This is a genomic window from Paenibacillus sp. 01T443, assembly GCF_056398325.1.
Genome location: NZ_JBFTPE010000037.1, coordinates 1 through 17,857 on the forward strand (window position 1 = coordinate 1; position 17,857 = coordinate 17,857).

The window sequence follows — 17,857 nt, forward strand, 5'->3', positions numbered from 1 at the left end:
TTTCTAGAAAGTATGCATCAGTTTGTTCTCTTATTTCATTAGAATGATTGGGTAACAGAGCTTCCCAAACTTTTGGTAAAGGTACGCCCATTATTTCACGGTATTTATCAACAGGCGTTACTGTATCCCATTCATTTTTTGACCTTAAATGATTAAAAGCATCTTCGAGTGATATTTCTAAAATTTTATCTGTTTGAAATAGTGTTCCGTCCATATCAAAGATAAGTGATTGTGACATTGCTTCCTCTCCCTTTATTAAATTACATTATCATCCATACATTAACACAAGTCATTTAAGATAACTGCCCATTAGCTTAATAATGTAAAAGTATCCAAAGAAAAGAAAGGGTCCTACATATTATGCATGACTAATATGCGGAACCCTTTTTTTTAAAACTATCGTACCCGTTATCGTAACCTCTTGTTCGAACTATAGAACCTTAACAGTGGCAATGCAAAGCGCAACTGGCCGGCGGTTCTAGCGGACCTTCGAATGACGGGTATCACGAAAGAGGGACCGATTACCGCGATAGAAGCCAATATATGCAAAACGAGGAGCCATCCAAACAAACTGACCATCTCCTTCTTGCTCTTAGCGCACCGGAATATCGCTTTGATAGGCGAGACCGACCCTTTTTCTCTTAAAAGGCCCTCCGAGCTCGATATGGTCCAGCATGCATTTCACGACATCATCATAAGCAACATCCAGCTCTTGAAGCCGGCTGAACAAGTAACCGGCTATATCGGCCTCGGAAAATTCCTTAATCGTCTTCGGAATTGATATGGGTAAGGTTTCCGTTGTCACATTTAGATGAACCAACGCCGGAGGCTCTATCGAATCAATCATAGTTCCCGGACACATAATTGACCAATCGAGCTCAGACTGCAGCAGTCGTTCATAATTCCGGTTGTGATTTTTATACGCGGGTGGGAATCCGGGCAGATTGTTGCCAATGAGATCAGTATATGGAATATCCAGCAGGCCGGCACCTCCCATTACCCATACCCTCCCAGAAAAACTAGGGTGGACTTCACATTGGCTTATAATGTTATCAACGAGACGAATGAACTCATCTCCTTGACCTGCATGGCCGGCAGCAATAATAGCGACGTCTTGATGTGAGAGCGCCTCGCCGACGCTTACTGGGTTTATGATATCGTCCGCGATCACCTTCACATGTTTTGCGGAATGCTCGCCTTGCTGTTCATAAAACTTCTCAGAGTTTCGCACGAATGCTGTCATTTCATGTCCCATTTTACCCCCTTGCTCCAGCGCTCTTCTCCCTGTATTTCCCGTTGCTCCGAAAACAATAATTTTCATCATTTTTTCCTCCTTTTATAAATGCTCCCGATATTTCATCTTTGGATTGACTCAAGCGTAGCATCGTTTCAAAATCTTGATAAGAACCCACTTTAATGTATGGTACTTACTTAAAAGTAAGCTTAAGCAGAAAGGGATAGGAATGCTGACTGTAAATGAGAAAAAGCTGCCAGGTCAAATCCCGTGGCAGCTTTTGTTATGAGAGCTTGAATTAGTGTACAAATTAATTGAACCATCTTTAAGAAGCAGGTTCTTCATATTTCCGCTTATTATGGTTTTCTCCCCAAGCACACATGACTTCTGCTACAGGAATCAATGTTTTGCCATATTCACTAAGGGAATATTCTACTTTTGGAGGGACGGTGGGGTAGACCGTTCTATCGATTATGCCTTCTCGTTCCAAGTCCCGTAGATGTTGTGAAAGCATTTTTTGGGAAACATCAGGTATAAGCTTTTCCAGATCGTTGAATCGCTTATTGGATTGTATCAAATGCCATAAAATCATTGGTTTCCATTTGCCACCTAGAACATGAATGATTGTCTCCACTGGACATTCAAGCTGATGAATCATTGATAAATCATCCCCTTACCTTTAAGTAAGTTCATTACCTTAAAGTATACACTTAACAAAATTTTACAGGATGTTTACAGTCCGGTCAACCAAATAAAATTAATTCGAAACAGATGTCAGCAGAAAATAAAGTGTTAACTAACGTCTCCCGTTAGTTGAGAAAAGGCTGCCGTTTGGCAGCCTTGACGTTATTGAATTATCATGTCCCGTTAGCTTAACCTACTTATATCTCCATTACATGCAGCTTGTGACCGTCGGGATCTCAAAATTCAAACCATGGCCAGCGTCTGAAATATCTGTTATTTTTACTCCTTTTCTTTTAAGTGCCGATATTTCGTTATAAAGTTATTTCTGAATAATCTGAATTAGGTTACCGCATGTATCGTCGAAGACAGCTATTGTGAATTCGCCCATTTTTGTCGGCTCCATAGTAAACTTCACGCCGTTTTCCAATAATCGATTGTACTCTTTATGAATATCTGCAACGCCAAACATTGTTGCTGGGACGCCTTCGGCAAATATCTTCTTTTGATATTCCTTAGCGGCAGGATGTTCATTCGGTTCGAGTATAAGCTCGGTACCATTTGGCTCATCGGGAGAAATAAGTGCTATCCACCTAAATTTCCCCATAGGAACATCATGCTTTTTTACAAAGCCCAGCGTTTCTGTATAAAACCCCAATGCTTTGTCTTGATCTTGAACGAATAGACTGGTAACAATGATTTTCATCATGATTTTGCCTCCTTTGATATTTGTAACGTTGGTGCTCTGCTAACAATCTGGCTCCAATCAGAAAGTCCCATACATTCGTCAGAAGTAGTTAATTAAAATTACTCTATCCATCCTTTCAGCAAATTTTTCAGTGGTTCGTTATTGAAAATAACCACTCGAAATTTTCCCTTTTTTTCTGATTTGACGAGCCCTGCACCTTCCAATGCAGAAAGATGTTTAGCTATCGCCTGTCGCGAAATAGCAAGTTCGTGCTTCATAATGAGACGTACCGTTAGTTCATACAACGTCATCTCGCTGCGTTCGGATAGTTCGTCTAATATAAGTCGCCGAGTCGAGTCGCCAAGTGCTTTGAATATAGCATCTTTGTCCCATTTCATATATCGATTATAAGCAACCCTGTGGTTGCTTGTCAAGAATAAGCAACTGATAAGTTGCGCGATCAAGGAACCGTATCATGCAACCTTAACAAGTTAATGTAACACGTTTCTTATTCAACTAAACTGCCCGTTAGCTTAATGAGCATCGTCAGTCTGGAACTATATTTTCTTCCGTCAATAGTCGTGCATAAATTCTTCCCCAAGTACACGCCAAGAATGTATTGTCCAATAATAATAAAAGCCGCGATATACGCAGCTTTTAGCGAGAATCTTTTCGGATCATGAGATATTTCAATATTAAAAAAGGCCGAAGCGCTGTGTCGCGGCGCCGCATGCCTTAGAACCGCCCCGAGCTAACTCCCTCGCGCTCGCGCTGACGGTATTCTCCGGGCGTCAAATTCGTCCATTTCCGGAAAGTCGTCTGGAACGCACTGGGCTCGGAGAAATGCAGCAAATAGGCAATCTCTCCAATCGTATACTCCGGCTGTGCCAAATAACGGATTGCGAGCTCCTTGCGAACCTCATTGGCCAATCGGTTATACGAAGTATTCTCCTCCTTTAGCCGTGATTGCAGAGTTCTAGGGCTCATCAAGAACTCCTTGGCCGCTTCCTGCAGGTTCGGAAAATGGGATGGCATGCATTCGATGATCCACTTGTTCAGATTGCTCGTCAGATCGGAGTAACCTGAGGAAAGCTTTGCTCTAACCTCCTCGGCCATCGCTTGAAAGACATCTAATAGCCGCGAATCTGAACTAATAATTGAATAGTCAAGTATCTCTTTGCCGAACCGCAGTGAATTGGCTTTCTGATGGAATAGCGGCATAATCCCAAATACAGCCTCATACTCTTCGATCTGCGACGGCGGGGCGTGCATGAATCGAACCTCTTTAATGGGGAGAGCTCGACAGCTTAACGCAAGCAGCGTCTGATAGGAGGAGGCCATCATCGCCTCTACGAAGTGCCGGCTGGGATCTTCCAGCGAGTCGCTGAGAAACATGGAAATGACGACATCCGCACCCTGAACCTCAATGTCGACGTTTAAGCCTCTGCAATCGATGATGTTATATTTCTGATAAGCCGATAGCGCTTTTCCCAAAGTCTTGGAATGCAGCATGACGTAGCCAAGAACCCCTAAATCAGAAATGCTCATCCGCTGGCCCTGATGAAGCCCGAACATATCATCTCCGATATATCGGGCAGCTACCTTGATAATATTATCAAAGTCACCCTGAACGATGCGAGCTTCAGGACTTCGGAGCAAATCGGCATCCATCCCCGCGTAAGCACAAAAGGAATCCCAATCGTACCCGCCAAGCGCCATCGTCTTCATTATTGGTAACAAAAGAGAGACGGATACGTCATCCCTGTTCATTCAACCTCTTCCTTCCATTGCGCGAATGATCAACTTTTTCGCGTTTTTCGTCATTTTTCGCAACCTCTTGAGGACGTATCATTGCAATATAACTATCATACCATGGAGGATTAAAATGAAAAATAACATTGCTGTAATCATCGGACACCCATATCCTGAAAGCTATTGCAACGCGCTAGCACAAGCCTATACAAAAGGTGCAAAAAGCAGTGGAGCGGAAGTTCGTGTCATTGATCTCGGACAGATCGAGTTCACTCCCAATCTGAAGTACGGCTACCATAAGCGTACGGATTTAGAGCCTGATTTAGTAGCTGCGCAGGAGACGATCCGCTGGGCAGATCATCTTGTATTCGTCTATCCTAATTGGTGGGGCTCCATGCCGGCGATCATGAAGGGCTTCTTCGACCGGGTGCTTCTACCAGGCTTCGCCTTCATATCCAAACCTAATTCTTTATTGACCAAGCCGCTGCTTAAGGGGAAAACAGCGCGCCTCATCGTGACGATGGATACTCCACTCTGGTACTACAATCTATTTTTAAAAAGGGCCAACATCTCTATTATGAAGAGCAACATTCTGCATTACATCGGCATCAAACCTGTAAAAACCACCGTTATCCCAATGGTTAAGTTTAAGACTAGAGAGGTGCTGGATCAAAAGTTACAGAAAGTCGAGAGACTCGGTGCTAAAAGAGGTTGATCACGGAAAACAGATGAACATCCATATGTGCAATGCGAAAACCCAAGCTTAGCTCCGGCTTGGGTTTATTCTCGCCTAATTAGACATCTCGTATTGCGCATATGTATACTTTATAATATGGCTACTGGTGGACATTGAGAGTATTCGTCTGGTGGACATTCCTCTTTCTTCTTAGTTCATAGGGGTCCTCACCTGTTCTTTGCACCATCTCAGCGGCACCAAGAACTCGTCAATTTATTCGTAATTAGCCCTCGTACTAAAGCTATTGTTCCCCATTTCCTAAATAGATAATGCTAAAAAACCATTTGAATCAATAACATATAGACGATCGTTCCGCTTGCAATGGATAAAAGCATGTTTCTTCGCCAAATATGGAGAAAAGCAACGATTGTTACGGATATTAGCTCTGGTATACCGTGGTTACCGGAGAACAAGTCAATATCTTTAAGACTGTAAATGACCAGCAACCCCAGTGCCGCTGCCGGCAGTAGTTTTCCAAGATACTGTATATATAGTGGAGTAGATCTACCAGAAGGAAATAAAATAAATGGAATGAATCTAGTCATCATAGTCCCCAAAACGACCAATCCGATAGTGATCATCTGTTCAAACAACGTCATTGTCATGCGCGCTCACCTGTTCTTTCTAGCTGCTTTCTCATCAAAGTAAGCAAGAAGAGAATGCTGATCATGGCTGGGAGGATGAAGTTCCTACTGTCGAACACAATAAGAAATAGAAGCGATACCACTAACCCCAATATTGCGCTATGGTGCTTTGTCTCCTTCATCCACTGCTCAATAAAGATCACGACGAATAGCGCCGTCATGACAAACTCAAGACCCTCCATATTGACTTGAACGAGCGACCCAAAAATCCCACCTATAGCAGCTCCTAACACCCAATAAAAATGATTAAGCAGCGTGACGAAAAACATATACCATCCTTTATCCACCTCTTGGGGGATTTCTGCTGTGTAATTAATGGAGAAGGATTCATCACAAAGACCAAAGATTAAATAAACTAAACCTTTTTCATGCCAGTTCCTTTGTATTTTTCAAGCATAGATATCCCATAAAACAAATGACGTGCGTTTACCATTAAACTGAGCATTAATGCACCTAATGGGTTAAATGTTCCAAGCAACAGATTGACAGCAACAAATTCCATTGAGCCTGCGAATATCAATAGACTCATAAGAATCGCATACACCGCATTTAAGCCCGAAACGTTCATAAAAATCCCATATGCAATGCCCAAGAATAAAAACCCTGCTAATATGGGCATTGTAGAGGGAACAGCTGCACGAAATGCCATATAAAGGTCACTTTTGTTTTTCATGTTTTGCTCAAATCTCCTTAATTCAATTACTTTTCAGCAATCTTAACAGTGCAAATCCATACAATCAACGATATAATTGTATGTATTACAATTTCGTGAGGTATCATATGCCGATTAATTCCTTCGTTGATTACCCAATGTCATGGAGACCTGATAAAAACGCCTTGAAACGCCCTATCTATCAATCCCTAGCCTCATTATTGGAGCAAGAAATAACAAATGGTTTTTTGGCTCCTGGTACTAAGCTACCGCCTCAACGAGAGTTGGCTGATTTTTTAGATGTGAACTTTACGACAATTACACGTGCCTACAGAATCTGCGAAACAAAAGGATATATCTATGCGATTACCGGCAGCGGCACGTTCGTATCGCCTAATGCTGCGCGTTCCGTCACCATTTCTAAGGACAAAACCGCCGTTAATTGCATTGATCTTGGATTTGTTGCTTCATTTGAACAAAGTAATTCCCACGTAGCATTAGCGGCCAAGAAAGTGATGGAGAAAAGCTATCTGGAGGAGCTGCTTAATTACAATGATCCAACTGGCATACCACACCATAAAATGGCGGGGCTAAGTTGGATAAAGGCGTTTGGGATCCAATCGGAAGCAGAGCATATAGCTATTGTTTCAGGTGCACAAAACGCGCTCGCTATTACGTTACTCGCATTATTCGAACCGGGAAATCGTATTGCGGTCGATGTATTCACCTATTCGAATTTTATAGAAATTTCGAAAATGTATCGGATTCAATTGGTTCCTGTTCTGGGTGATGAACATGGCATGCTGCCTAGTGAGCTTGATGCTCAGTGCCGACTGCTGGATATCCAAGGCATCTTTCTTATGCCTTCTTGTTCGAATCCCACAACGGTAGTGATGTCAGTGGAACGAAAAAAGGAACTCGCTGACGTTATTCGCGATCGTCATTTAATTTTAATTGAAGATGATATTCATGCTTTTTTGACAGCAGGCAGTTTCGATGATTATATGATTCCCATGTTTAAACTTCTGCCAGATCAAACCATCTATATTTGCAGCACCTCCAAGTCTCTTTGTTCCGGGCTTCGAGTTGCATACATTGTGTTCGGTGAGAACTTCAAAGAGAGGATCGAAAAAGCCATTTTTAATATCAATGTCAAGACTTCTTCATTGGATGCGGAGATCATAACCGAGCTCATTTTGTCTGGGAGAGCGATGGAGATTGTTGAGGAAAAAAAGAAGCTGGCGCAGGCGGCGAATCGTATTTTTTCAACGTACTTCCCTCAAGCCCCAAGCAATGGTCATCCATTAAGTTTTTACAGGTGGCTGCCGATATCGATCCACGGCTCTGCAGTACAAATAGAGAGCTCCTTGCAAAACCAAGGCCTCCGCGTTTTCCACTCGGACCGATTTCTGAGTGGTGCCAGTGTGCCGAACAAATTTTTACGTGTAGCACTTGCTTCTACAAAATCATTGGAGGAATTAGAAACTGGGTTGGAAATCTTGAAAAAAAACATCTCACCACTTCAATGTGAGTAAAGATTTTGAACGGCTCTTCACCCTACCTCTTCCGCAGTGCAAAAATGATGTATAAAAAGAAAAAAAATCCACAAAATAACTTTACATCCAATTAAGGAGTGAACATACATGAGCAGAAAAAGTTTAGTTGTTCCACAAGCACAAGCAGCACTAGATCACTTGAAATATGAGGTAGCACAACAGTTTGGAATTCAATGGTCTCCAGATGGTTACAATGGGAATATGACTACTCGTGATGCAGGTACGATTGGTGGAAACATCACAAGAGCATTAATTCAAATTGCAGAACAATCCCTTAGCTCAGGAGCCAGAAGATTCTAAAAAATAGCCCTCCTCAATCTCGTAAAGAGACTAGGAGGGCTTTTTTTTCTATTCATTATTTTCAAGAAAATCAAAATCGCTGACTGGTGACCCTACTGTATACAATAAGATCGCATCCATATAGTGGAATAGCACACATGTTCTGTGACAGAATTTTTCGAATCTAACGTTTGTTGACTATAGTATCAAGTTTGTTATCTAGAAGCATCGAATCCTCCTATTATACAATGAACCTAACAAGTGCTATACAACCGAGAAGACACTGAAAGGAGTGTAAGGCATGAAATCGACAGTTGAACTTCAAGATAAAAGAAAGCGCTTACGAATCCGTTGGCACAAGCAGGATACGGAACTCACCATCTTGGCATTGCCTACGACGATATGGTACATACTGTTTTGTTTCTTACCTATGTTCGGGATCATTATTGCCTTCAAAAACTTCAGAATTAGCGGCGGGTTCTTGAGCAATGTATTTAACAGTCCTTGGGTAGGCTTCAAAAACTTTGAATTCTTATTCAAGTCGAATGACGCTTGGATCATTATTCGAAACACCATTGGATACAACATTATTTTTATCGTCCTAGGCATTGTGTTACCCGTCCTACTCGCCATTATGATTGGACTGCTCCACAGCCGCAAAGCAAGTAAAGTCTATCAGACGATGATGTTCCTCCCCTATTTCCTATCTTGGGTTGTCGTATCTGCTGTAGGCTGGGCGTTCCTAAGCTTTGATAAAGGGATTCTCAATCAAATGCTCGTCAATATGGGCGGCGATCCTGTTAACTGGTATATGGAGCCAGCATACTGGCCCTACTTTCTGATTCTCTTAAATATCTGGAAAGGCTTAGGCTATGGTATGGTCATCTATTTGGCAACCATCACAAGCCTTGACAGCACCTATTATGAGGCAGCTGTTATTGATGGCGCTTCCCTTTGGCAGCAGACGAGATACATTACATTGCCAATGCTCAAACTAGTTATCGTCATGCTGTTCATCTTGGCAGTTGGACGTATATTCTACACCGATTTTGGCTTGTTCTATCAGGTCACGCGAGATTCCAATTCTCTGTTCAACGTGTCTACCACCATCGATGTCATGGTGTATAAACAACTGAAATCCGCTACATTGGGGATGGCAGCTGCTGCCGCATTCGTACAGTCTGTTCTAGGTTGTGCAACTATTCTAATCGCTAATTGGATTGTTCGCAAAATTGATCCTGATAGCGCGATGATGTAAGGAGGTATGACCATGTCAACGAGAACGACTTACGAAACAGGCCTTGAGAAATTTAACCGTACAAGCAAAGTTGTAAACGTCTTTTTCAACTTGATTTTTATCATCTTGGCGCTGATCTGCGTCATACCAGTAGTTGTTGTTCTATCCATTTCATTTTCCAGCGAGGACTCCATACGTGAGACAGGATATCATCTGTTGCCAGTTGCTTTGTCAGGAGAGGCTTACGCCTATGTAATCAAGCAGGGAACGATGATTCTGCGGGCGCTCGGCGTATCCGCTCTTGTTACTGCGGCTGGTACTGTGCTCGGTGTATTGCTTACCACCTCCATGGGCTATGTGCTTTCTCGCCCAACCTACAAGCTGAATGGCTTTCTGACCTGGGTCGTATTCATCCCCATGATATTCAATGGCGGTTTGGTATCCAGCTACTTCATTAATACAAATCTATTAGGACTAAAAGATAGCGTCTGGGCACTTATTCTTCCGCTGGCCGTCTCATCGTTCAACGTTATCATTTGCAAAACCTTCTTCAAAAGTACGATTCCGGATGGGCTGATTGAATCTGCTGAAATTGATGGCGCGAGCCAGCTGCGAATCTTTTTCTCTATCATCCTACCGATCTCCTTGCCGGTCATAGCAACAATCGGACTGTTCCTCTGTTTTTCTTATTGGAATGACTGGTTCCAATCGATGCTCTATATCGACAACCAGAACCTATATTCTCTGCAGGCACTGTTAAATAGCTTAATGAGCAATGTGGATGCGCTTGCCAAGAATGCCGCAAGTATGGGCGTTAGCTATGCCGTGCTCGTCGCAACGATGCCGAAGGAATCTGCCCGCATGGCCGTAGCCATTATCATTGTTCTGCCTGTAGCCTTCGCCTATCCGTTCTTCCAGAAATATTTCATTTCCGGACTTACGATCGGCGCTGTCAAAGGATAATCAACGAAATAAGCCAAGCTAGCTTGGTTTATGATAGATCACTGCACAACTCTTACGGTGAAACAACTTCAATAAGGGGGAAATGAAATGAAGAAATCTTGGAAGCTCATCTCTATGCTTTGTATTCTCACACTACTGGTGACTGCCTTAGCAGCCTGCTCCGGCTCGAACTCTCCATCTGCAACAAATGGTTCTCCGACAACTACAGACACACCAAAGGACACCGAAGCACCAAGTAAGGATATTCCGACGTTGGTCTGGTGGACCATAGGCGGCCAAGTACCTAATAACTTCAGCAAAGCTATCGATGCCATGAATGCATACACAGCTGAGAAGATTGGTGTAAAAATTGACATCAAGGTAGCCAGCTGGGGTGAATGGGACACCAAAATAAACACGATTGTTAATACTGGCGAACCATTCGACATTATGTTCACAAACAGCGGTAAATACAGCAAGCAAGTGACCATGGGGGCTTTTGCCGATATCACTGATCTGGTTCAAAGTGAAACACCTGAATTATACAAATTGATTCCTGAAAAGGTATGGGATGGCACGAAAATTGGCGGCAAGTATTATTCCGTTCCCACCTATAAGGATTCAGCACTAACGCAATATTGGGTGTACGATGATAAATACGTGCAAAAATACAATATCGATATCAACAACATCAAAACACTGCAGGACCTTGATAAACCTCTGCACAGTATAAAATCTGGCGAAGGCAAGAGCTTCTACCCATTGCCAATGACACAAGGCGAAGGCTTGAACGGTTTCTTTAACAATTATGACGATTTAACGCTAGGCTTCTCTCCAATTGGCGTAAAAGCTGACGATGGATCACGCACGGTTGTCTCTGTTCTCGAGCAGCCTGATATTATGGCCGATCTGAAGCTCCTGCATCAATGGTATCAGGATGGCATCATCAACCCTGATGCTCCGACTAAAACAGAGAACGACAAAGGCAGACCATTCTTTGCAGCTCAGGCATTTCCAGGTGCAGAAGTAAGCTGGCAAATCAATGATGCTGTTGAAAAATATGATATGGTTCAGCACTTCGGACCTATTTATACAACGAGCACGATCCAAGGCTCCCTGAACGCGATTTCTGCGAATTCGAAATATAAGAAGGAAGCATTGAAGTATCTCGAATTGGTCAACACAGATCCAAAACTGCGCAATATGCTGGCATTCGGTGAGTTAGATGTAGACTACAAAAATGTCGATGGCGAAAAGGTAATCGAGCGTACTTCCGATACTTGGCCGCTGGCCGCTTACTCCCAAGGAACCTTCTTTAATTTAGCGGTTACCAAAGGTGCTCCTGAGGATCAATGGGATCAGGTTAAAAAGCTAAATGACGCAGCGACATCTTCCACTGTACTAGGTTTCGCACTGGACATCAGCAATCTTCAGACAGAAGTCGCGAATTGCCAATCGGTATGGGATAAATACAAATATGAACTCATTACAGGTGCATCCGATCCGGAGAAAATGATTCCGAAGATTACTGCTGAATTAAAGTCAGCTGGCATGGACACGATTATGAAAGCTGCTCAAGAGCAAATTAATAATTACTTCAAGTAAGATAAATAAGCATCCCTTATTGAGATACCTCTGTATGGGATGCTTTTTTCTTGCTATCTATGAAGCTTTGCTTAATCATGTTAAAGTGGTAGGGTAAACGCTTACTTTAGAGCATGCTGCTGCAATTGAGGTGTCGGATGAGCTCTTTTTTACAAATCAAAATTTATCGTTACAAGTTTATTGCCTATGTCATCTTCGTCGTGACCATCGGACTCACACTTGGCATTCTGACCTGTGCAATGCTGCTGAATCAATGGGTTGGTGATGCCCGTTTAGAGGCTGCTAATGCTTTCGCTGGTATAGAGAATGAGCTGCAGTATGATGCCGACCGAATTGAGGCTTACATGCAGCGTATATACTCCAATCATAGTCTGATGGATGATGCTCGCAGCTTCTTAAGCAACAGTGCTGAAGGCTACTTAACCAATAGTCTGCAAAACAGCCAATTCTCACAGCCGTTGGTATCCTTCCCAGAGGATATTAAAACCTATCTGTACAGCTGGGCGCAAGGTGAAATAACGCAGGTTAGTCTGCATACCAACCAGTATGGCAATGTCGTACGCTTTAACGATAACGGAATTGCAAGCTTCATGTTCGGTCTTCCAAATACAGATGAAGCTTTTCACGATACAATTCTAAAGGGATTCGTATATCGCAAGAAACTATCGGATCCAACACTGGGCTCTAAGGAATTAGGGGAGCTGCGCTTCTTGGTCAGCAGTGATCAAATCTTTAAATCTATACAAAATTATCGATTTGGAAAGGCTGCTGCAGTCAGTGCTTCTGGTGAGATCTACCTTATCGGTAATGGACAGGACCAAGAATTGAAGGAATTATCCCGTCTGGCGACGGCGAATGGACGCAGTCATGGTTATATTTCAAAGGGTTTTTTTAAGCATATATTTTTTATCACCTTTCCGTCCACCAAGTTCAATTTCAAATTCGTTAGCATCGTTGATTTATCTATGCTGATTCGTCAGCATGCCAGAATGCTAATCACCATCTTTCTGATCGTATTAGCGACTATGATTAGTGTACTACTGCTCATTGTGTACAATATGCGGGATGATTCCCGCTTCCTGCATCGCATTATTCAATCGATTGGACGCGTGAAAACAGCCAATTTTACACCTAATCGCCCTGCCCGTTATCGTCGAAATGAATACGGCATGATCGCAAGGGAATTAGACGATATGATTCAGCAGTTAGATAAGCATATCCGTAATGAATATTTGCTTAAACTAAAGCAGCAAGAAACTGAAATGAAAGCGCTCCAAAACCAAATTAACCCTCATTTTCTTTACAATACGTTAGAGGTTATCCGCTCCACTGCTCTTGTTAACCAGGACAGGGACACCGCTGATGCAATTGCTACCTTAGGCGCGCTCTATCGTGAAATTGTCAAAAAGGAGAATATTATTTCTATTGCAAGTGAGCTGGAATTACTACAGAAGTACTTAGAGATTATGGAGTTTAAGTATCCAGGACGTTTTTTTTATCAAGTCAATGTAGAGCCGATGTTACTCTTAATCCCTACCGTGAAATTCTGGATGCAGCCTTTGGCTGAGAATTTTTTCATCCATGGCTTTAGCGCTAGTAATGAGTTTAACCTGTATGTAGTTAATGGCTGGGAAGCTGAAGAGCATTATGTATTAGAATTCGTGGATAACGGTTGTGGTATTAATGCGGAGCGTTTACATTCAGTGCGAAGCACACTGTCCAATAATGATGATACTTCTTCCGAGAGTATCGGTTTACGCAATGTATACACAAGGCTTCACTTCTTTTATGGGAAAAGCTTTTCTATTCAGATTGAGAATAATGAGGAAGCTGGAGTTAAGATTTCTGTACGGATTTCAAAAGAGGTGACTGAACATGTACAAACTGCTGATCATGGATGACGAACCTCAGATTTTGGAGGGGATGAAGCGAATCCTGGACTGGAAACGATACGGCTTCAGTCGGATCGAAACCTGCGAATCTACGGAGGTTGCCATGTCCAAGGTTGTAGACATGCAGCCAGATGTCGCAATTTTTGATGTCTGCGTTGGTAAGAATCTTGGCTATGAAACGATCCACAGACTCAACGAGCTCCTAATCCCTACGAAATATGTTATTATGAGCGGCTATAGTGAATTCAAGTATGCCCAAGAAGGCATACGCTGTGGTGTCAAAGACTATCTACTCAAGCCTGTAGATCGTACAAAGCTGCAGCAAGTTATTGAGAAGATTATTGTTGAAGATCTGGGTGGTACGATAGGTAATATTAGCTGCGAGAGTTTGAACAAGGATCCTGTACTGGGTGTAAACTATGACAGCTTATCCAAGCTGGTCAACCGCATTCTGCTGATGATCAAGACAGAGTATGCTCAGAATATCACCTTAAAATCAGTGGCAGAGCGCTTCCAGATGAACAGTACCTATCTTGGACAATTATTTCTTAAAGAATCCGAAATGAAATTTTCAGAATACCTAATGGCTTACCGAATGCTCCTCGCACAAGAACGAATTCAATCATCAGATGAGAAGATTTCTTCTATCGCGCTTTCTGTCGGCTACAACAATCTCAATTATTTCTATACGCACTTTCAAAGCTTTTTCGGAAAATCTCCCTCTGATCTGCGGGGAAAAGCTTAATAACGAACTCGGCAGAAAGGAGGATATTGATGCTGAAGTGCTCTAGACACAGATCTATCTTCATGACAATCAGTATTATACTGCTGCTCACAGCGTATACGACCGGTTGCACCCGGCAGACTAGCAAAAACAACAATGATGAATATTATGGTGACACTGTAAATCTGATTTATTACACGATTGGAGAGCCTGACAAGGATCTGAAGCTCGTAAATGATAAAATCAATGAAATCATGGCTCGTAAAATTGGCGTGACTATCACCTATATCAAGGTAGGTTGGCAGGAGTATGAAGATCGGCTGAACACACTTATATCCGCAGGAAGTCCTTTCGACATTGCTTTTGCACCCAACTATGCAAATACCGCTATGCGCGGCGCATGGCTGAGACTTGATGACTATCTTACGAGTCTGGGTAAGGATTTGTACGACACCATTGACCCAACCTTTTGGCAAGGGGTACGAATGAATGATGGAGGCATTTATGGCGTACCGACCAATAAAGAGCTGGCCGTGCGTGATCATTGGATGTACCCTGCTTCAATAGTGAAAAAGTACAATATCGACATTACCAAGTACAATACACTGGAATCGCTTGAACCGCTGCTCCGGATGATTCAACAGGATGAGCCTGCATACATACCAATGGAATTAGATCGGGATTCACACAATTTCTTCGCTTTATATGGCTACGAATATATTTTGAACCATAAAGTTCCCTTGATGATGAAATCACTGGACCCTAACGCTAAGGTCGTGAATATCTTCGAAACAAAGGAAGCCCGGCAGGTATTAGACACATTACGGCGTTATTATAAGGAGGGCTTCATTAACAAGGACGCCGCGCTGCGGGAGCCTGGCGGACTTAAGCGTGGGGATAAAGTGTTCTGGAAGTCCTCAGGTGGTGGTCCACTCTCGGAGACTACTTGGAGTAAGGATCGCGGCTACAAGCTTGTATCGAATCCCGTAACCCCTAGCGTCGTAACCACGGAATCAGTCCGTGGAGGAATCATGGCTGTTAATGCCAACACTAAGCATCCCATTGAGTGTATTAAGTTTCTGAATCTACTCAATACCGACCCTGAAATACGAAACTTATTTAATTATGGTATTGAAGGAGTACATTACACACTGGATGAACAGGGGCAAGCGGCCCCAATTCCCGGCAAAGACAGCCAAGGCGACCCGATCCCGGGTGCATCAGCAAGCTATGCAGGAGTACAATATACACAAGGTAACTGGTTTATCCTGAAAACTATGGGCGGTGATAACCCGGAACCCCTCGATAAATGGGATCAATTCCGCAAATACAACGCTGAAGTAATCAAGTCCACCGCTCTCGGCTTTACTCCTGATCTATCCAAGCTGAGCGCACAAACCGATAACATCGAGATGATTTGGAAGAAATACTATCCAAGCCTCATGACTGGCACCGTCGATGTTGACACGATCCTCCCAAAGTTTAACGAGGAGCTAAAGCAAGCAGGCATCGAAGAAGTACGGAAAGAAGTACAGAAGCAATTGGATGCGGGGCGGGGCGTAAAGAGGTAAGCGCTATAGCGGCTCCCGCATTCCGCTAGCGGATCCGGGCCTCACAACCTATCATTGTATAAATACAATAGCAACCACTGACCTCTTGCGTTGATGTCATTCAAGCCAGCCGCATTGCCCGGCTTTTTGAACTATTCTCCCTCTATGGAGAATCACTTTTCTCTTAAATGCCCCACCCAGACCATACAGTTTAAAAAGTGTTTACTTCGGTGCACGGTTTTTCGAATTCCAAAACCGTCAGACTTCGTCTACCCATTTCCGAAACCGCTCATAAGTTTCTTCTTTGGTCTTAACATTACAGATGAAGACACCCATAAATTCGTCATAGTGATGCTCCTTATCACTAAATAAAGATTGATACTCCTTGTCATCTGCAAAATCATTAAAGAACAAATCCAATGTTCCGTCATTTCTTTCCCACGCTATTGCCTCATTAAAGGGAGTCAACTCATCTTTCCAGTTATCAACGTGTAAATGATTCCCTGTGTAGTTCTCCGAATCAAAATAGTCTTGCTTATTCATAAGAAATCATCCCCTTTATTGTCATTGTCTCCACTCCAGGGCTTGACGAGATGGCTGACATCTCAATGTGTTTATTAAGCTATAGTAACCTGTTAGCGTAACTCCTTTTGGGAATGGAATGATGGATTCTTAATTCTTGTGCCTAATAACGGTACCCACAATTAAGTCATAAACAGTTTGTTTATTTTTATTCATTAAGGGACTTATCAAGTAAATAAACACGAGTCCATAAACCGTAGCAAATAATGAATAAATTAAATAATCCGGATAATTAGTAGGAATGACAACATGCCAAATGGTAAAATGCGCTAGCTCCCATGGGATGAATTTTATGGCAGAGCGGAGAAGAGAGTTTCCAAGTCTGATTGGTTGACCATTCGTGTCCGTAACCACAATCCCCATTTTTTGTTTTCCCCAGGTCGCATGCGATTTCGACCCCTCACTTATGGCAAAATAAAGGTATACAGGCAACGTAATCAATAGAAACCCTGTAATCTCTCCCGATATAGGGCTTGCCATAAACAGTGGAATCAGTAACGGTTTTACCAGAAAAGATACTCCGAACAGCACGAAGAGATAACCCAAAATGATAACATAATCCAACAAAAAGGCGATTAAGCGTGTACTAACAGATACACTTTTAATATTTTCATGTCTTTGTATCACTCTAGCCCTCCTAACCTGAATAAAAAAGTTCTATTCCATTAATGGTATATGAATTGTTTATCTAACTTACTATAACAATTTCTCCCTCATTTATTGGTTCCTCAAATCCATTAAGAAAGGTTGTTAAAATTTCGACCATTCGTAGACCATACTTCTTCATCAATAGAAAGACGTAAGAAACCACTCCTTGATGTGTTGTCGACAAATCCATCATACCGAGGCGCTCCTTTTTTGACAAAGGCTATTTCTTAGCCTCAACAGCAATGTTTAGCTTAACGATCCTTCATTTTAGTATTAGATTACTCCCCTTTCTTCAGAAAGTGTGATGACTTTGCAACTCCAACATTCCTTATAAATAAAAAAAGAAGCACCCCGAAACAGGCTGAACAGCCTGAGACGGGGTGCTTCCCCGATACGTACATTTTAACTTGAATCTATTGGTACATAATAATATCCAATTCAACAGACTATTCTAC

The 17,857-nt window shown here is 42.5% G+C and carries 17 protein-coding genes and 2 pseudogenes; 9 read left to right on the forward strand and 10 right to left on the reverse strand.

Going from position 1 to position 17,857, the window contains the following annotated elements:
- From AC1DLI_RS32430 to AC1DLI_RS32455, 6 genes and pseudogenes are all read right to left on the reverse strand, one after another.
- A pseudogene (locus AC1DLI_RS32430) lies at positions 1 to 238 on the reverse strand (nucleosidase); the annotation flags it as partial.
- 354 nt (positions 239 to 592) lie between these two features.
- Entirely contained in the window at positions 593 to 1,321 is a 729-nt protein-coding gene (locus AC1DLI_RS32435) for an NAD(P)-dependent oxidoreductase (protein ID WP_477609531.1), read from the reverse strand.
- Between the two features lie 238 nt (positions 1,322 to 1,559).
- Positions 1,560 to 1,892, reverse strand: coding sequence for a winged helix-turn-helix transcriptional regulator (locus AC1DLI_RS32440; protein ID WP_055747654.1), 333 nt, complete (start codon positions 1,890 to 1,892; stop codon positions 1,560 to 1,562).
- Between the two features lie 345 nt (positions 1,893 to 2,237).
- On the reverse strand, positions 2,238 to 2,621 hold the full coding sequence (locus AC1DLI_RS32445) for a VOC family protein (RefSeq protein ID WP_477609582.1): 384 nt from the start codon (positions 2,619 to 2,621) through the stop codon (positions 2,238 to 2,240).
- Positions 2,622 to 2,722: 101 nt separating this feature from the next.
- Positions 2,723 to 3,001, reverse strand: coding sequence for an ArsR/SmtB family transcription factor (locus tag AC1DLI_RS32450; RefSeq protein WP_477609533.1), 279 nt, complete (start codon positions 2,999 to 3,001; stop codon positions 2,723 to 2,725).
- 337 nt (positions 3,002 to 3,338) lie between these two features.
- Positions 3,339 to 4,373, reverse strand: coding sequence for an AraC family transcriptional regulator (locus AC1DLI_RS32455; RefSeq protein ID WP_477609535.1), 1,035 nt, complete (start codon positions 4,371 to 4,373; stop codon positions 3,339 to 3,341).
- A gap of 115 nt (positions 4,374 to 4,488) precedes the next feature.
- On the opposite strand from AC1DLI_RS32455, the gene AC1DLI_RS32460 reads away from it, so the two are divergent.
- The gene (locus tag AC1DLI_RS32460) at positions 4,489 to 5,070 is read left to right on the forward strand and encodes an NAD(P)H-dependent oxidoreductase (protein WP_477609537.1); all 582 of its coding nucleotides are present in this window, start codon (positions 4,489 to 4,491) and stop codon (positions 5,068 to 5,070) included.
- 293 nt (positions 5,071 to 5,363) lie between these two features.
- On the opposite strand, the gene AC1DLI_RS32465 is transcribed toward AC1DLI_RS32460, so the two are convergent.
- Both AC1DLI_RS32465 and AC1DLI_RS32470 read right to left on the reverse strand, forming a co-directional pair.
- The gene (locus AC1DLI_RS32465) at positions 5,364 to 5,696 is read right to left on the reverse strand and encodes a branched-chain amino acid transporter permease (protein ID WP_477609539.1); all 333 of its coding nucleotides are present in this window, start codon (positions 5,694 to 5,696) and stop codon (positions 5,364 to 5,366) included.
- Positions 5,693 to 6,408 (reverse strand): annotated as a pseudogene (locus AC1DLI_RS32470) (AzlC family ABC transporter permease). Before AC1DLI_RS32470 ends, AC1DLI_RS32465 begins: the two are co-directional and overlap by 4 nt.
- A gap of 107 nt (positions 6,409 to 6,515) precedes the next feature.
- Between AC1DLI_RS32470 and AC1DLI_RS32475 the strand changes: the two are divergent.
- The 8 genes from AC1DLI_RS32475 to AC1DLI_RS32510 all read left to right on the forward strand — a co-directional run bounded on the left by AC1DLI_RS32475 (position 6,516) and on the right by AC1DLI_RS32510 (position 16,193).
- Positions 6,516 to 7,922: an aminotransferase-like domain-containing protein gene (locus AC1DLI_RS32475; RefSeq protein ID WP_477609541.1), complete on the forward strand. Its 1,407-nt coding sequence runs from the start codon at positions 6,516 to 6,518 to the stop codon at positions 7,920 to 7,922.
- 108 nt (positions 7,923 to 8,030) lie between these two features.
- Positions 8,031 to 8,243 (forward strand): alpha/beta-type small acid-soluble spore protein, encoded by a 213-nt coding sequence (locus tag AC1DLI_RS32480; RefSeq protein WP_309000195.1) that lies wholly within the window; start codon positions 8,031 to 8,033, stop codon positions 8,241 to 8,243.
- Positions 8,244 to 8,523: 280 nt separating this feature from the next.
- Positions 8,524 to 9,480, forward strand: a complete 957-nt coding sequence (locus tag AC1DLI_RS32485; protein WP_477609543.1) for an ABC transporter permease — start codon at positions 8,524 to 8,526, stop codon at positions 9,478 to 9,480.
- 12 nt (positions 9,481 to 9,492) lie between these two features.
- Positions 9,493 to 10,422, forward strand: a complete 930-nt coding sequence (locus tag AC1DLI_RS32490; protein WP_477609545.1) for a carbohydrate ABC transporter permease — start codon at positions 9,493 to 9,495, stop codon at positions 10,420 to 10,422.
- A gap of 87 nt (positions 10,423 to 10,509) precedes the next feature.
- A complete protein-coding gene (locus AC1DLI_RS32495) occupies positions 10,510 to 12,006 on the forward strand; it encodes an ABC transporter substrate-binding protein (RefSeq protein WP_477609547.1) in 1,497 nt (498 codons plus the stop codon).
- A 137-nt stretch (positions 12,007 to 12,143) separates the two neighbouring features.
- Entirely contained in the window at positions 12,144 to 13,907 is a 1,764-nt protein-coding gene (locus AC1DLI_RS32500; protein ID WP_477609549.1) for a sensor histidine kinase, read from the forward strand.
- The gene (locus AC1DLI_RS32505) at positions 13,882 to 14,643 is read left to right on the forward strand and encodes a response regulator transcription factor (protein WP_477609551.1); all 762 of its coding nucleotides are present in this window, start codon (positions 13,882 to 13,884) and stop codon (positions 14,641 to 14,643) included. Before AC1DLI_RS32500 ends, AC1DLI_RS32505 begins: the two co-directional genes overlap by 26 nt.
- Before the next feature lie 29 nt (positions 14,644 to 14,672).
- Entirely contained in the window at positions 14,673 to 16,193 is a 1,521-nt protein-coding gene (locus AC1DLI_RS32510; protein ID WP_477609553.1) for an ABC transporter substrate-binding protein, read from the forward strand.
- A gap of 237 nt (positions 16,194 to 16,430) precedes the next feature.
- Here the strand turns inward: AC1DLI_RS32510 and AC1DLI_RS32515 are convergent, their stop codons facing one another.
- Entirely contained in the window at positions 16,431 to 16,715 is a 285-nt protein-coding gene (locus AC1DLI_RS32515; RefSeq protein WP_477609555.1) for a hypothetical protein, read from the reverse strand.
- A 129-nt stretch (positions 16,716 to 16,844) separates the two neighbouring features.
- On the reverse strand, positions 16,845 to 17,381 hold the full coding sequence (locus AC1DLI_RS32520; RefSeq protein WP_477609557.1) for an RDD family protein: 537 nt from the start codon (positions 17,379 to 17,381) through the stop codon (positions 16,845 to 16,847).
- Positions 17,382 to 17,857 lie beyond the last annotated feature (476 nt).

Excerpts from the sequence above, each read along its gene's own strand:
- AC1DLI_RS32440 (WP_055747654.1), bottom strand. The coding sequence starts at position 1,892 with ATGATTCATCAGCTTGAATGTCCAGTGGAGACAATCATTCATGTTCTA.
- AC1DLI_RS32465 (WP_477609539.1), bottom strand. The coding sequence starts at position 5,696 with ATGACAATGACGTTGTTTGAACAGATGATCACTATCGGATTGGTCGTT.
- AC1DLI_RS32480 (WP_309000195.1), top strand. The coding sequence starts at position 8,031 with ATGAGCAGAAAAAGTTTAGTTGTTCCACAAGCACAAGCAGCACTAGAT.
- AC1DLI_RS32435 (WP_477609531.1), bottom strand. The coding sequence starts at position 1,321 with ATGAAAATTATTGTTTTCGGAGCAACGGGAAATACAGGGAGAAGAGCG.
- AC1DLI_RS32475 (WP_477609541.1), top strand. The coding sequence starts at position 6,516 with ATGCCGATTAATTCCTTCGTTGATTACCCAATGTCATGGAGACCTGAT.
- AC1DLI_RS32460 (WP_477609537.1), top strand. The coding sequence starts at position 4,489 with ATGAAAAATAACATTGCTGTAATCATCGGACACCCATATCCTGAAAGC.
- AC1DLI_RS32455 (WP_477609535.1), bottom strand. The coding sequence starts at position 4,373 with ATGAACAGGGATGACGTATCCGTCTCTCTTTTGTTACCAATAATGAAG.
- AC1DLI_RS32505 (WP_477609551.1), top strand. The coding sequence starts at position 13,882 with ATGTACAAACTGCTGATCATGGATGACGAACCTCAGATTTTGGAGGGG.
- AC1DLI_RS32445 (WP_477609582.1), bottom strand. The coding sequence starts at position 2,621 with ATGAAAATCATTGTTACCAGTCTATTCGTTCAAGATCAAGACAAAGCA.
- AC1DLI_RS32485 (WP_477609543.1), top strand. The coding sequence starts at position 8,524 with ATGAAATCGACAGTTGAACTTCAAGATAAAAGAAAGCGCTTACGAATC.
- AC1DLI_RS32500 (WP_477609549.1), top strand. The coding sequence starts at position 12,144 with ATGAGCTCTTTTTTACAAATCAAAATTTATCGTTACAAGTTTATTGCC.
- AC1DLI_RS32490 (WP_477609545.1), top strand. The coding sequence starts at position 9,493 with ATGTCAACGAGAACGACTTACGAAACAGGCCTTGAGAAATTTAACCGT.
- AC1DLI_RS32510 (WP_477609553.1), top strand. The coding sequence starts at position 14,673 with ATGCTGAAGTGCTCTAGACACAGATCTATCTTCATGACAATCAGTATT.
- AC1DLI_RS32515 (WP_477609555.1), bottom strand. The coding sequence starts at position 16,715 with ATGAATAAGCAAGACTATTTTGATTCGGAGAACTACACAGGGAATCAT.
- AC1DLI_RS32495 (WP_477609547.1), top strand. The coding sequence starts at position 10,510 with ATGAAGAAATCTTGGAAGCTCATCTCTATGCTTTGTATTCTCACACTA.
- AC1DLI_RS32450 (WP_477609533.1), bottom strand. The coding sequence starts at position 3,001 with ATGAAATGGGACAAAGATGCTATATTCAAAGCACTTGGCGACTCGACT.